Genomic DNA, 14547 nt, shown 5'->3' with positions numbered 1-14547 from the left:
CACTCACGCAGGCACTCACGTACGAGAAGAAGTGGGCTGAAGCAAGATGTCCGACAAAAAGGCAGAAGGCCGCGCCAGGCTCAACCGGACGCCCCAGTGGAGCGCACTGGGCAAACACCGTGAGCAGCTGGGGGAGACGAGTCTGCGGGAGCTGTTCGCCGAGGACCCGGCGCGCGGCGCCGGCTACACCCTCCAGGTCGGTGACCTCTACCTGGACTACTCGAAGCAGTTGGTGACGGACGAGACGCTCACGCTGCTGCGTGACCTGGCGGCGGCCACCGGCGTCGCCGAGCTGCGCGACGCGATGTTCCGCGGCGAGAAGATCAACACCACCGAGGACCGGGCGGTCCTGCACACCGCGCTGCGCGCCCCGCGCGACGCGGTGGTCGAGGTCGACGGCGAGAACGTCGTGCCGGGCGTGCACGCCGTCCTCGACAAGATGGCCGCCTTCTCCGAGAAGGTCAGGGCGGGCGAATGGCTCGGCCACACGGGCAGGCCGATCCGCAACATCGTCAACATCGGTATCGGCGGCTCCGACCTGGGCCCCGCGATGGCGTACGAGGCACTGAAGTCCTTCACCCACCGCGATCTGACGGTCCGTTTCGTGTCGAACGTCGATGGCGCCGACCTGCACGAGGCCGTGCGCGATCTCGACGCCGCCGAGACGCTGTTCATCATCGCGTCCAAGACTTTCACCACCATCGAGACCATCACCAACGCCACCTCGGCCCGCAACTGGCTCCTGACCGAGCTTCAGGCCGATCAGGAGGCAGTGGCCAAGCACTTCGTGGCACTGTCCACGAACGGTGAGAAGGTCACCGAATTCGGCATCGACACCACGAACATGTTCGAGTTCTGGGACTGGGTCGGCGGCCGGTACTCGTTCGACTCCGCCATCGGTCTCTCCCTGATGATCGCGATCGGCCCCGACCGCTTCCGCGAGATGCTCGACGGCTTCCACCTCGTCGACGAGCACTTCCGCACCGCGCCCGCCGAGTCCAACGTGCCGTTGCTGCTCGGCCTGTTGGGGGTCTGGTACGGGGCGTTCTTCGACGCCCAGTCGCACGCCGTCCTGCCGTACAGCCACTACCTGTCCCGGTTCACCGCGTATCTCCAGCAGCTCGACATGGAGTCCAACGGCAAGTCCGTGGACCGCGACGGCGAGCCGGTCGAGTGGCAGACCGGACCGGTCGTCTGGGGCACCCCGGGCACCAACGGACAGCACGCGTACTACCAGTTGATCCACCAGGGTACGAAGATCATCCCCGCCGACTTCATCGGCTTCGCCCAGCCGGTCGACGACCTGCCGCACCGGCTGATCGCCCAGCACGACCTGCTGATGGCCAACTTCTTCGCCCAGACCCAGGCGCTGGCCTTCGGCAAGACGCCCGCCGAGGTCCGGGCCGAGGGCGTCCCCGCCGAACTGGTGCCGCACAAGACCTTCCGGGGCAACCATCCGACGACCACGATCCTCGCCGAGTCCCTGACCCCCTCCGTACTCGGCCAGCTGATCGCGCTGTACGAGCACAAGGTCTTCGTCCAGGGCGCCGTGTGGAACATCGACTCGTTCGACCAGTGGGGCGTCGAGCTGGGCAAGGTCCTCGCCAAGGAGATCGAGCCGATCCTCACCCAGATCGACGGTGGGCGCGACAGCTCGGCCGACAAGCCGCTGGACGCCTCGACGGCGGAACTGGTCGCGAAGTACCGGGCGCTGCGGGGGCGTTGAGCCGATGACCGAGGGGGAGCGGCGGCTCAGGCCGCCCAGCAACACGCTCAACGAGAGGGCGGTCGCCTGGTGGCGTGCGCGGTGGCTGCTGCTCACCCTGGTGCCGGTGGCCGTCCTCGCGGTGCTCGGCTGGCTCATAACCCCGGCCCGCACCTGGCTGCTGGTCCCCGCCGCCGTCGTGGCGGTGCTGGGCCTCATCTGCACGGTGGTCATGCCGATGTGGTGGTTCAGGGTCCACCGCTGGGAGGTGACGGACGAGGCGGTCTACGTCCGTACCGGCTACTTCTGGCAGGAGTGGCGGATCGCGCCGATGTCCCGGATCCAGACCGTGGACACCGTACGGGGCCCGCTGGAGCAGCTGTTCAAGCTCTCCACCGTCATCGTCACCACCGCGTCCTCCAAAGGAGCGGTACGGATCGGGGGGCTCGGCCATGAGCTGGCCGCCGAACTGGCCGAACAGCTGACACACATCACCCAGGCGACCCCCGGGGACGCGACGTGAGCACCGTCGCCGTGCCCGCGCCGGGGGAGGAGTGGCGCAAGCTCGACAAGCGCACCGTGCTGGTCACCGCCGCCGTCATGACCAGCGTCGCGGCGGGCGCCGGGGTGCCGACCGTCATCGGTCTGTCCGGCGGTATGGGGGTGTGGCGCGCGCTCGCCTGGGTGCTGCCCCCGGCCCTGCTGCTGATCGTCTGCGGCACCGGCGCCGACTACGTCCGCTGGCGCCGCACCCGCTACCGCATCGGCCCCGACCGGGCCGAACTCCACACCGGGCTGTTGCTGGTCAAACGCCGCTCACTGGGCCGTGAACGGATCAGGACCGTCGACCTCACAGCCAACCTGCTGCTGCGGATACTCGGCCTGGTGAAGGTCCGCATCGGTACGGGCGAGCACACCGGCGGCGAATCCACCCTGGAACTCGACCCGGTCACCCGGGCGGAGGGGGAGCGCCTGCGTACGGAACTTCTGGACCGCACGTCGGCGGCGTCCGGATCGCATCCGGACGGCATGCTGGCCGTCCTCGACCCCCGCTGGATCGGATACGCGCCCGTCTCCTTCGTGGCCCCCCTGCTGGGCGGAGCGGCGGCGGGCGGTGTGATGCAGGTCAGCGACTGGTTCGGGGTGCAGAACGAGGTGATCGACTGGATCGGCGACCGGTTCCGGGACACCTCGATCCTCATGATGATCGTGATCCTCGTCGCCGCGGCGCTCCTCGCGGGCATAGTCGGCTCGCTCGGCCTCTGGGTCGAGATGTGGTGGAACTACCGGCTGGAACGCGAGCCCGGCGGCACCCTGCGGGTGCGGCGCGGGCTCTTCACGTCACGGTCCGTCTCGATAGAGGAACGCAGGCTGCGGGGCGTCGAACTGGTCGAGCCGCTGGGCGTGCGGCTGGTCGGGGCGGCGCGGGTCGACGCCGTCGCCACGGGGATCGCCCAGGACGACGAGGACAAGCACACCGACCTCAAGACGCTGCTGCCGGCCGCGCCGAAGGCGACGGCGGACGAGGTGGCGGCGCGGGTCCTGCGCGAGACGGTGTCCCCGACGAGCGCGACGGACCTCGTCCCGCACCCGGTCGCCGCGCGCGGGCGCCGGCTGCGCTGGGCGGTGGGCTCGGCGCTGGTGCCGGTGCTGATCCTGCTGCTTCTCGGTCTGCTGCTTACGAGCGACGTGCTGCTGTCCGTCGCCGCCGGGTGCGCGGTGGTGCTGGTGCCTTGTGCGGTGGCGCTGGGGCTCGACGCGTACCGCAGTCTGGGGCACGGGCTCAGTGGGGGGTATCTGGTGGCGCGGTCGGGGACGGTGCGGCGGTCGACCGTCGCGCTGCAGAGGGGTGGGGTTGTGGGGTGGACGGTCAAGCAGTCGTACTTTCAGCGGCGGGCGGGGTTGGTGACGCTGTTGGCGACGACCGCGGCGGGGGAGGGGGCGTACGCCGTCCACGACGCGGCGGTGGGGGAGGGGTTGGCGTTCGCGGCGGAGGCGGTGCCGGGGTTGTTGGAGCCGTTCCTGGAGCGGTAGGGGCGCGGCGGGGGTGGCGGGGTGCGGGGGCCGCTGCGCGGGGCCTGTTCCCCTACCCGCCCCTTCCCGAAACCGGGGCTTCGCCCCGGGCCCGTACGGCCTTCGGCCGTGCCCTCAAACGCCGGGCGGGCTGTTTTCGGGGCTCCGCCCCGGGCCCCGCTCCTCAAACGCCAGAGGGGCTACTTTGTAGCCCGCCCGGCGATTGAGGGCACAGCCGAAGGCCCTGCGTCAGGCCGAACCCGCCGGATACAGCCCCCGCGGCAGCTTCGACGCCGCCGGCTCGTCCAGCAGCCACAGCGTCCGCGCGCGGCCGTACGCGCCCGCCGCCGGGGCCTGGATCTCGCCCGCGCCGGAGAGTGCGATCTCCGCCGCCTCCGCCTTGTCCTCGCCCGCCGCCAGCAGCCAGACCTCGTGCGCCGCACGGATCGCCGGCAGGGTCAGGGAGATGCGCAGCGGTGGCGGCTTCGGGGCGCCGTGGACGGCGATCACCGTTCGTTCCGTCTCCCGGACGCCCGGCAGCTCCGGGAAGAGCGAGGCCACATGCGTGTCCGGGCCGACCCCGAGCATCAGGACGTCGAAGGACGGGACCCGGGCGTGGTCCTCCGGCCGTGCGGACGCGGCCAGTTCGGTCGCGTACGCGGCCGCCGCCGCCTCGATGTCGGAGCCGTACGGGCCGTCGGATGCCGGCATCGCGTGCACCCGTGAGGGGTCCAGCGGCACCGAGTCCAGCAGCGCGGACCGCGCCTGGGTGATGTTGCGCTCCGGGTCGCCCTCCGGCAGGAAGCGTTCGTCGCCCCACCAGAGGTCGAGCCGGGTCCAGTCGACCGCGTCCCGGGCGGGCGCGGTCGACAGCGCGGCCAGCAGGCCGTTGCCGTTGCGCCCGCCCGTGAGGACGATCGACGCGGAACCGCGCGCGGCCTGGGCGTCCACGATCTTCGTGATCAGCCGGGCCGCCACGGCCTGCGCCATCAGCTCCTTGTCGCGGTGGACGACGAGTTGCGGCACGCTCACTTCGACGCCGCCTTCTTGGCGGCCGTCGCACGCGCCGGAGCCGCCTTCTTCGCCGGCGGGGCGGCGTCGCCGGACTTCTCGGGGTCCGCCGACTCCAGCCGGTCCACGCCGAACCGCAGCGTCGCCGCGTACGTGTCGTCCGGGTCCAGCCTGCGCAGCTCCTCGGCGATCAGCTCCGAGGTCTCGCGCCGGTTGAGCGCCACCGCCCGGTCCGGCTGGCCCTCGATGGCCAGCGTCGCCAGGGAGCCGTCCGTCCGCCGCAGCTCGATCCGCCCGCAGTCGGTCTCCATCCGGACGGCCGTGAGGCCGGGCCCGGCCGAGACCGAGCGGGTGACCGGGACGTGCAGCCGCTCCGCCAGCCACATGCCGAGCAGCTCGCAGCTCGCGTTCAGCTCCTCGCCCTCCACCCGGACCGAGGTGACCTTGCAGTCGACCTGGTCCAGCGCGGCGGCCAGCATCGAACGCCACGGGGTGATCCGGCTCCACGCCAGGTCCGTGTCGCCGGGTGTGTAGACGGCGGCGCGGGCCTTGAGCTCCTCGATCGGGTTCTCGGCGGCGTACGTGTCCGTCACCCGCCGCTGGGCCAGTGTGCCCAGCGGGTCCTTCGCGGGGTTGTCCGGGGCGTTGGCCGCCCACCACACCACGACCGGCGCGTCGGGCAGCAGCAGCGGCAGGACGACCGACTGGGCGTGGTCGATGACGTCCCCGTACAGCCGCAGCACGACCGTCTCGCCGGTGCCGGCCTCCACGCCCACCCGCACCTCGGCGTCGAGACGTGCCTTGGACCGGTCGCGTGCCGAGCGGGAGACCCGCTTGACGACGACCAGCTTGCGGGACGGGTGCTCGCGGGACGCCTCGTTGGCGGCCTTGAGCGCGTCGTAGGCGTTCTCCTCGTCGGTGACGAGGACCAGGGTGAGGACCATGCCGACGGCCGGGGTGCCGATCGCCCGGCGCCCCTCTACCAGCGCCTTGTTGATCTTGCTGGACGTGGTGTCCGTAAGGTCGATCTTCATGGCCGACGCCAGCTCCGTCCGTGTCGTGCGAGCATTTCGTCCGCCTCGACCGGACCCCAGGTCCCGGACTCGTACTGCGCGGGCTTGCCGTGCTTGTCCCAGTACTGCTCGATCGGGTCGAGGATCTTCCAGGACAGCTCGACCTCCTCCGTACGGGGGAAGAGGTTGGAGTCACCGAGCAGCACGTCGAGCAGCAGTCGCTCGTACGCCTCGGGGCTGGACTCCGTGAAGGACTCGCCGTAGGCGAAGTCCATCGAGACGTCCCGCACCTCCATGGCCGTGCCGGGCACCTTCGAACCGAACCGCATGGTCACGCCCTCGTCCGGCTGGACCCGGATGACCAGGGCGTTCTGCCCCAGCTCCTCGGTGGCCGTGTGGTCGAAGGGGGAGTGCGGGGCCCGCTGGAAGACGACCGCGATCTCGGTGACCCGGCGGCCGAGCCGTTTGCCGGTACGGAGGTAGAACGGGACGCCCGCCCAGCGGCGGTTGTCGATCTCCACCTTCACCGCGGCGTAGGTGTCGGTCTTCGACTTGGGGTCGATGCCGTCTTCCTGCAGATAGCCGACGGCCTTCTCGCCGCCCTGCCAGCCCGCGGCGTACTGCCCGCGCACCGTGTCCTTGCCGAGGTCGTGCGGCAGCCGTACGGCGCCGAGGACCTTGGTCTTCTCGGCGGCCAGCGCGTCCGCGTCGAAGGAGGCGGGCTCCTCCATGGCGGTGAGCGCCAGGAGCTGCAGGAGGTGGTTCTGGATGACGTCGCGCGCGGCGCCGATGCCGTCGTAGTAGCCGGCCCGGCCGCCGATGCCGATGTCCTCGGCCATGGTGATCTGCACATGGTCGACGTACGACCGGTTCCAGATCGGCTCGAAGAGGGTGTTCGCGAAGCGCAGCGCCAGAATGTTCTGGACGGTCTCCTTGCCCAGGTAGTGGTCGATCCGGAAGACCTCGTTGGACGGGAAGACCTCGTGCACGACCTTGTTGAGCTCCTGCGCGGAGACCAGGTCGTGGCCGAACGGCTTCTCGATGACGGCGCGCCGCCAGGAGCCGTCCTTCTGGTCGGCCAGCCCGTGCTTCTTGAGCTGCTTGACGACCTTCGGGAAGAACTTCGGCGGTACGGAGAGGTAGAAGGCGAAGTTGCCGCCCGTGCCCTGCACCTTGTCGAGGTCCTCGATCGTGGACTTCAGGTTCTCGAAGGCCTGGTCGTCGTCGAAGTCACCCTGGACGAAGCGCATCCCCTGGATGAGCTGCTGCCAGACCTCCTCCCGGAACGGCGTACGGGCGTGCGCCTTGACGGCGTCGTGGACCTCCGCCGCGAAATCCTCGTCCTGCCACTCACGACGGGCGTAGCCGACGAGCGAGAAGCCCGGCGGCAGCAGGCCGCGGTTGGCGAGGTCATAGACGGCCGGCATCAATTTCTTACGGGACAAATCGCCCGTGACGCCAAAGATGACCAGGCCCGACGGCCCCGCGATACGCGGGAGCCGTCGGTCCGCGGCGTCACGAAGCGGATTCGCTCCGTGGGTTGCGGTCAAGGGTTCAGTCCTCCGAAGGGGCGAGGCGCTTGAGTTCCGCCTCGGTCGACTTGAGCAGGTCGGTCCAGGCCTTCTCGAACTTCTCGACGCCCTCGTCCTCAAGCACCTGGACGACGTCGTCGTAGGAGATGCCCAGCTTCTCGATGGCTTCGAGATCCGCGCGCGCCTGGTCGTACGTACCCCTCACGGTGTCACCGGTGACCGCTCCGTGCTCGGCGACAGCGTCCAGAGTGGCTTCCGGCATGGTGTTCACGGTGTGCGGGGCGACCAGGTCGTCGACGTACATCGTGTCCCGGTACGCGGGGTCCTTGACGCCCGTCGAGGCCCACAGCGGCCGCTGCTTGTTGGCCTGGACACGGTCCAGCGCCGCCCAGCGGTCGGCGCCGAAGACGTCTTCGTACGCCTCGTAGGCCAGCCGGGCGTTGGCGACGGCGGCCTTGCCGCGCGCGGCCTTCGCCTCGTCCGTGCCCAGCGCGTCGAGCCGCTTGTCGATCTCGGTGTCCACACGGGACACGAAGAAGGACGCCACCGAGTAGATCTTCGAGAGGTCGAGGCCCGCGTCCTTCGCCTTCTCCAGACCGGAGATGTACGCGTCCATGACCTCGCGGTAGCGCTCCAGCGAGAAGATCAGCGTCACATTGACACTGATGCCCCGGGCAATCGTCTCGGTGATCGCCGGGAGGCCCGCCTTCGTGGCCGGGATCTTGATGAGGGTGTTCGGACGGTCCACCAGCCAGGCGAGCTGCTTGGCCTCGGCGATGGTCGCCGCCGTGTTGTGGGCCAGCCGGGGGTCGACCTCGATGGAGACACGGCCGTCCTGGCCCTGCGTCTCGTCGAAGACCGGCCGCAGGATGTCGGCGGCGTCACGGACGTCCGCCGTCGTGATCATGCGGACGGCTTCCTCGACGGTGACCCGGCGGGTCGCGAGGTCGGTGAGCTGGGTCTCGTAACCGTCGCCCTCCGAGATCGCCTTCTGGAAGATCGAGGGGTTGGTGGTCACGCCCACGACGTGCTGCTGGTCCATGAGTTCGGCGAGGTTGCCGGATGTGATGCGCTTGCGCGACAGGTCGTCGAGCCAGATCGCGACGCCTTCGTCGGAGAGGCGCTTGAGTGCGTCTGTCATGAGAGTTGCATCTCCTACTTGTCGTATACCTGCGTCAGCGCGCCACGGCGGCGAGAGATTCCCGAGCGGCGGACGCGACGGCGTCCGCGGTGAATCCGAACTCCTGGAAGAGGACCTTGCCGTCGGCCGAAGCGCCGAAGTGCTCCAGCGAGACGATGCGGCCGGCCTCGCCCACGAAACGGTGCCAGGTGAGCCCGATCCCGGCCTCGACCGCCACCCGCGCCTTCACGGAAGGCGGCAGGACACTGTCCCGGTACGCCTGGTCCTGCTCCTCGAACCACTCGACCGACGGCATCGACACCACACGGGTCGCGATGCCCGCGGCCTGAAGCTGCTCGCGCGCCTCGACGGCCAGCTGCACCTCGGAGCCCGTACCGATCAGCACCACCTGGGGCTCACCGCCCTCGGCCTCGAAGAGCACGTAACCGCCCTTGGCCGCGCCCTCGTTGGCCTCGTACGTCGGCACACCCTGACGCGTCAGCGCCAGTCCGTGCGGCGCGCCCTTGGCGTGCCGCTTGAGGATCTCGCGCCACGCGATCGCCGTCTCGTTGGCGTCGGCGGGACGCACGATGTTGAGACCGGGGATGGCACGCAGGACGGACAGGTGCTCGACCGGCTGGTGCGTCGGGCCGTCCTCGCCGAGACCGACCGAGTCGTGCGTCCAGACGTAGGTGACGGGCACCTGCATCAGCGCGGCGAGCCGGACGGCCGGGCGCATGTAGTCGGAGAACACCAGGAAAGTGCCGCCGTAGATACGGGTGTTGCCGTGCAGCGCGATGCCGTTCATCGTCGAACCCATGGCGTGCTCACGGATGCCGTAGTGCACCGTGCGGCCGTACGGGTCGGCCTCCGGCAGCGGGTTGCCCGCCGGGAGGAACGACGACGTCTTGTCGATCGTGGTGTTGTTGGACCCCGCGAGGTCGGCGGAGCCGCCCCACAGTTCGGGAATGACCGCACCGAGCGCCTGGAGCACCTTGCCGGACGCGGCGCGGGTGGCGACACCCTTGCCGGTCTCGAAGACGGGGAGCTTCTTCTCCCAGCCCTCGGGCAGCTCGCCCGCGCGGACCCGGTCGAACGTCGCGGCGCGCTCGGGGTTGGCCGTACGCCACGCGGCGAACGTCTTCTCCCACTCGGCGCGCGTCTCCCGGCCCCGGTCGAGCGCCTGACGCGTGTGCGCCAGGACCTCGTCGTCGACCTCGAAGGTCTGCTCGGGGTCGAAGCCCAGCACCCGCTTGGTCGCGGCGACCTCCTCGTCGCCCAGCGCCGAGCCGTGCGCGGCCTCGGTGTTCTGCGCGTGCGGGGCGGGCCAGGCGATGATCGAGCGCGCGGCGATGAACGAGGGGCGCTCGGTCTCGTCCTGCGCGGCCTTCAGCGCACGCGCCAGACCCGCCGGGTCGAGGTCGCCGCTCGGCAGCTGCTCGACGCGCTGGACGTGCCAGCCGTACGCCTCGTACCGCTTGAGGGTGTCCTCGGAGACGGCCGTCTCGGTGTCACCCTCGATGGAGATGTGGTTGTCGTCCCACAGCAGGACGAGGTTGCCCAGCTTCTGGTGGCCGGCCAGCGACGACGCCTCGCCGGAGACACCCTCCTGGAGACAGCCGTCACCCGCGATCACCCAGATGGTGTGGTCGAAGGGAGAGGTGCCCGGGGCCGCGTCCGGGTCGTACATGCCGCGCTCGTAACGGGAGGCCATCGCCATGCCCACACCGTTGGCGACACCCTGGCCGAGCGGCCCGGTGGTGGTCTCGACGCCGACCGTGTGGCCGTACTCCGGGTGCCCCGGGGTCTTCGACCCCCAGGTGCGGAACGCCTTCAGGTCGTCCAGCTCCAGGCCGTAGCCCGCGAGATACAGCTGGATGTAGAGAGTCAGCGACGAGTGGCCCGCGGAGAGAATGAACCGGTCGCGTCCGGTCCACTGCGCGTCGGCCGGGTCGTGCCGCATCAGCTTCTGGAAGAGCACGTAGGCGGCGGGCGCCAGGCTCATCGCCGTACCGGGATGGCCGTTGCCGACCTTCTGTACGGCATCCATGGCCAGGACGCGGACGGTATCGACCGCCTTGCGGTCCAGGTCGGTCCACTCTTCGAGATCTGTGGTGGTCGGCTTGGTGCTCACCCTGAGTCAGGGCTCCTCTCCACATGTCGAATCCCGGTGTCTGAGGGCGCACCGGTTCGCTGTCGAGCCTACCCTCGTGGCGGCGCGCGACCATTCCCGTCCACTTCAGTAAAGAAGAGACACCGTCAGGGTGCCGGGCAGGTGCAGGGCGGGTGCCGGGAGAGTGTCCGGCACGCCTCTCGGGGGCGACCGCGCGCCGGAGTTCGACACTCGGCCCGACCGCGCGCCGGGGGCTCCGACCAGGCGTCAACACGAGCCCACCCCCGCGAAGAACGACGTATGGGCAACGTCTAGAGTGGCGTGGTACGCGCAAGTCTTTATCGGGCCTTCACGCCCGGAGCTTGCTGGGATTTCTCTGTCTGGGGTGTGCGTGACGGCCGTCGAGTCCCGACCCGCAGGGGTCGTCCTGACTCCGAGCCCGGGGGGCCATCGGCCGTTCGGGGCCCGCGTCAAAGCGTTCGTGGCGCTGACCAAACCACGGATCATCGAGCTGCTGCTCATCACCACCGTCCCGGTGATGTTCCTGGCCGAGCAGGGCGTACCGGACATGTGGCTGGTACTCGTCACCTGCGTCGGCGGCTATCTGTCCGCCGGCGGTGCCAACGCGCTGAACATGTACATCGACCGCGACATCGACGCGCTGATGGACCGTACGTCGCAGCGCCCGCTGGTCACCGGCATGGTGTCGCCGCGTGAGGGCCTCGTCTTCGGGCTCGCCCTGGCCGTGATCTCGACGCTCTGGTTCGGTCTGCTCGTCAACTGGCTGTCGGCGGCGCTCGCGCTCGGCGCGCTCCTCTTCTACGTCGTCGTCTACACGATGATCCTCAAGCGGCGCACCTCGCAGAACATCGTCTGGGGCGGCATCGCCGGCTGTATGCCGGTCTTCATCGGCTGGTCGGCCGTCACCAACTCGCTGTCCTGGGCCGCCGTCATCCTCTTCCTCGTCATGTTCTTCTGGACGCCGCCGCACTACTGGCCGCTGTCGATGAAGGTGCGCGAGGACTACGCGCGGGTGGGCGTGCCCATGCTCCCCGTCGTCGCGTCGAACCAGGTCGTGGCCCGCCAGATCGTGCTCTACAGCTGGGTGATGGTCGCGGTGTCGTTGCTGCTGACGCCGCTCGGCTACACCGGCTGGTTCTACACGGCGGTGGCCCTGGTGGCGGGCGGCTGGTGGCTCTGGGAGGCGCACGGGCTCCAGTCGCGCGCCAAGTCCGGTGCGACGGGCGGCAAGCTCAAGGAGATGCGGCTGTTCCACTGGTCGATCACCTATGTCTCGCTGCTCTTCGTGGCCGTCGCGGTGGACCCCTTCCTTCGGTAGACCTTCCCTCGCGGGCCCCTTCCCTCGCTCGTACGGCTACCCGTCGGTAGCATGTCGGCCATGGCAGAGACCGAGGTTGACGAGCAGACCGGCGACGGCGCGCGTGCGAGCCGGCAGGCCGTACGGGACGAGCGGCGCGCGGCCCGACTGGCCAAGCAGATCGGCGCGTTCGCGAAACGGCACGGCGGTACCGCCGAGGGCCGGCTCGCGTATCTGGGCCAGGCCGGCACCCGCATCGTGCTCGTGGCGCAGGACGGCGACTGGGGCGATCTGGTCGCCCCCTCGCACGACGTGGCGCTGAAGGCCGTCGAGAAGGCCGGGATCACCGTGCACGAGTCCTTCGACGGCGCGTTCGCCGCGAGGGTCCGCACCGGCCCGTACGAGTGGACCCGCATGGCCGGCATCCAGGTCGGCGGGCCCGCCAACGGGTAGCGCGGTCGCCCGCGCGGACCTCGATCGCCGGGCAGACCAACACCCGAGCGCGCCTTACCCGTTAGGACTGTAGGGATACGGTCCACGACGGGAAGCGCCATGATCGAGACAACGACTCTGGTGGACCAGAACTGCCACGGCGTGCTCCGTACGGAGCTGGGCCTCGGCACCTTCGAGGCCCAGCTCGGCAGGACCGCGGGCCCGCCCGCCGCGGGCACCACCTTCTTCGACACCCAGACCGGATTCGCCGTACGGCGCTGGTGCCCGCCGCTCCTCGGACTGGAGCCGCACACCTCACCCGCCGGCTATCTCGCCCGGCGCCGGGAACTCGGCGTCCTGGAGGCCGGGCGGCGGCTGTTGCGCGGCACCGGCATCACCACCTATCTGGTCGACACCGGGCTGCCCGGCGATCTGACCGGCCCCGAGGAGCTCGCGGCGGCCGGCGCCGCCGAGGCCCGCGAGATCGTACGGCTCGAACTGCTCGCCCAGCAGGTGGCCGACACCTCGGGCACCGTCGACTCGCTGCTCGCCAACCTCGCCCACGCCGTGCACACGGCGGCCGGTTCCGCCGTCGCCTTCGTGTCCGTGACCGCCCTGCGCCACGCCGCCGCCCCGGCGTCCGAACCGCCGGGAGCCGGCGAGGTACGCGCCGCCGCCGGACGCTGGCTCGCCCGGCGGCGGGTGGGCGGCCGGCTCACCGACCCCGTACTGCTGCGGCATCTGCTGTGGACCGCCGTCGCCACCGGGCTGCCGCTCCAACTGCACGCGGGCGGCGGCGCCGAGGAGTGCCCGGGCGTCTGTTCCGGCGGCGGTCCGGCGCAGATCGCGGGCTTCGCGGCGGCCACGGCCGGGCTCGGCACCGACCTGGTCCTGCTGTACGGCAGGCCGTACCACCGGCACGCCGCGCGGCTCGCCGGGGCCTTCCCGCACGTGTACGCCGATCTCGGCCCGGCCCTCGCGCACACCGGGGCCCGCGCGGCGGACGTACTGGCGGAGGTGCTGGAGCTGGCGCCGTTCGGGAAGCTGCTCTACTCCAGCGGCGCGCGCGGGCTGCCCGAACTGCACGTGGTGGGCGCGAGAGTCTTCCGGCAGGCGCTGACGCGGGTGCTCGGCGGCTGGGCGGCGGACGGCTCGTGGGCGGTCGCCGACGCGCAGCGCGTCGCGGAGATGATCGCCTCGGGCAACGCCCGCCGGGTCTACGGCCTGGACGGGATCTGACGGGTCGTCAGGTCGTCGCGACGGGCTCAGGCCGTGGACAGCGCCGGGTCGGCCGGGTCCGCCTGCGCCGGGATCGCCGGGTCCGCCACGGGCCGCTCCCGCAGGCTCAACGCGAGCCGCAGCACCGCGATCCAGGTGAGCGCGGAGCCGAGCATATGGACGCCGACCAGGAACTCGGGCACGTCGGTGAAGAACTGGACGTAACCGATACCGCCCTGCGCGAGCAGGACGATCAGCAGGTCACGCGCCCTCGCGCGGGTGTCGTCCGGGGCGTCCACGACACGCAGCACCAGCCACATCGCGATCGCCAGCGCGCAGACCAGCCAGGCCGCGGCGGAGTGGACGTGCGCCGCGTCGATCCAGTTCCACGGCATGCGCGGCACCTCGCTGCTGTCGCCCGCGTGCTTGCCGGAACCGGTCACCGTCGTTCCCAGGGTGATCAGCACCACCGTTGTGACGATCAGCGCCCAGGACAGCTTCCGTACGGGACGGGGGACCCGCGGCCGGGGCGTCGAGTCGCCCTCGCCGGTGCGCTGCCAGACGAGCACGGTGACGGTGAGCAGGGCATTGGCGAGCAGGAAGTGGACGGCCACCGTCCAGGGGTTGAGCTGCATATGGACCGTGATGCCGCCCATGACGGCGTTCACCACCACCAGCCAGAACATGCTCCAGGCGAGCCGGGTGAGGCCGCGCCGCCGGGGCTTGGCCGACCTGGCCGCCACGATCGCCCAGCCGACGGCGGCCGACAGGACGTACGTCAGCATCCGGTTGCCGAACTCGATCGCGCCGTGCAGACCCTGCTCGGGCGTCGCGAACAGGCTGTCGTCCGTGCACTTCGGCCAGGTGTCGCAGCCGAGCCCGGAGCCCGTGAGCCGGACGGCCCCGCCGGTGACGATGATGACGACGGTCATCACGACGGCGGAGAGCGCGGCGCGCCGGAGGATTCGGGGGGAGGGCGTCCAGCGCTGGGCGATGTAGTCGAGGGGGTTCCACACGGCAACCATGGTAGGCGGGCGTTTGTGAACGCAGTCACGAGGGGGTCCCCGCGCGC

At 70.6% G+C, this 14547-nt stretch carries 12 protein-coding genes; 6 read left to right on the top strand and 6 right to left on the bottom strand.

All coding sequences use genetic code 11. From position 1 onward, the window contains the following. Positions 1 to 46: 46 nt before the first annotated feature. The 3 genes from pgi to ACFT9I_RS10730 are packed head-to-tail and all read left to right on the top strand — an operon-like array spanning position 47 to position 3739. Positions 47 to 1726 (top strand): glucose-6-phosphate isomerase, encoded by a 1680-nt coding sequence (pgi, locus tag ACFT9I_RS10740; RefSeq protein ID WP_382562837.1) that lies wholly within the window; start codon positions 47 to 49, stop codon positions 1724 to 1726. 4 nt (positions 1727 to 1730) lie between these two features. Further along, the gene (locus ACFT9I_RS10735; protein WP_382562835.1) at positions 1731 to 2228 is read left to right on the top strand and encodes a PH domain-containing protein; all 498 of its coding nucleotides are present in this window, start codon (positions 1731 to 1733) and stop codon (positions 2226 to 2228) included. Then, on the top strand, positions 2225 to 3739 hold the full coding sequence (locus tag ACFT9I_RS10730) for a PH domain-containing protein (protein ID WP_382562834.1): 1515 nt from the start codon (positions 2225 to 2227) through the stop codon (positions 3737 to 3739). Before ACFT9I_RS10735 ends, ACFT9I_RS10730 begins: the two co-directional genes overlap by 4 nt. A gap of 228 nt (positions 3740 to 3967) precedes the next feature. Here the strand turns inward: ACFT9I_RS10730 and pgl are convergent, their stop codons facing one another. The 5 genes from pgl to tkt are packed head-to-tail and all read right to left on the bottom strand — an operon-like array spanning position 3968 to position 10528. Further along, entirely contained in the window at positions 3968 to 4750 is a 783-nt protein-coding gene (gene pgl, locus ACFT9I_RS10725) for a 6-phosphogluconolactonase (protein ID WP_382562832.1), read from the bottom strand. Beyond that, positions 4747 to 5763, bottom strand: a complete 1017-nt coding sequence (gene opcA, locus ACFT9I_RS10720; protein WP_382562830.1) for a glucose-6-phosphate dehydrogenase assembly protein OpcA — start codon at positions 5761 to 5763, stop codon at positions 4747 to 4749. Before opcA ends, pgl begins: the two co-directional genes overlap by 4 nt. After that, positions 5760 to 7292, bottom strand: coding sequence for a glucose-6-phosphate dehydrogenase (gene zwf, locus ACFT9I_RS10715; protein WP_382562828.1), 1533 nt, complete (start codon positions 7290 to 7292; stop codon positions 5760 to 5762). The genes opcA and zwf overlap by 4 nt, the downstream gene beginning before the upstream one ends. A gap of 4 nt (positions 7293 to 7296) precedes the next feature. Next, positions 7297 to 8415 carry a transaldolase gene (tal, locus tag ACFT9I_RS10710; RefSeq protein WP_382562826.1) on the bottom strand — a complete coding sequence of 373 codons (1119 nt, stop codon included), beginning with the start codon at positions 8413 to 8415 and terminating at the stop codon, positions 7297 to 7299. A 34-nt stretch (positions 8416 to 8449) separates the two neighbouring features. Beyond that, complete coding sequence (tkt, locus tag ACFT9I_RS10705; protein ID WP_382562824.1) at positions 8450 to 10528, bottom strand: transketolase; 2079 nt, start codon at positions 10526 to 10528, stop codon at positions 8450 to 8452. Positions 10529 to 10898: 370 nt separating this feature from the next. Between tkt and ACFT9I_RS10700 the strand changes: the two genes are divergently transcribed. The 3 genes from ACFT9I_RS10700 (at position 10899) to ACFT9I_RS10690 (ending at position 13496) form a co-directional block, all read left to right on the top strand. Next, positions 10899 to 11846, top strand: a complete 948-nt coding sequence (locus tag ACFT9I_RS10700; protein WP_382562822.1) for a heme o synthase — start codon at positions 10899 to 10901, stop codon at positions 11844 to 11846. Between the two features lie 60 nt (positions 11847 to 11906). Then, positions 11907 to 12278 (top strand): hypothetical protein, encoded by a 372-nt coding sequence (locus tag ACFT9I_RS10695; RefSeq protein ID WP_382562820.1) that lies wholly within the window; start codon positions 11907 to 11909, stop codon positions 12276 to 12278. A 99-nt stretch (positions 12279 to 12377) separates the two neighbouring features. After that, entirely contained in the window at positions 12378 to 13496 is a 1119-nt protein-coding gene (locus ACFT9I_RS10690; RefSeq protein WP_382562818.1) for an amidohydrolase, read from the top strand. 26 nt (positions 13497 to 13522) lie between these two features. Here the strand turns inward: ACFT9I_RS10690 and ACFT9I_RS10685 are convergent, their stop codons facing one another. Then, positions 13523 to 14500, bottom strand: coding sequence for a heme A synthase (locus ACFT9I_RS10685; RefSeq protein ID WP_382562817.1), 978 nt, complete (start codon positions 14498 to 14500; stop codon positions 13523 to 13525). Positions 14501 to 14547: the final 47 nt, after the last annotated feature.

It is taken from the genome of Streptomyces sp. NPDC057137, assembly GCF_042670825.1.
GTDB lineage: Bacteria > Actinomycetota > Actinomycetes > Streptomycetales > Streptomycetaceae > Streptomyces.
The sequence above is the reverse complement of the archived record's forward strand: the minus strand, read 5'-3'. Positions and strand labels throughout refer to the sequence as shown.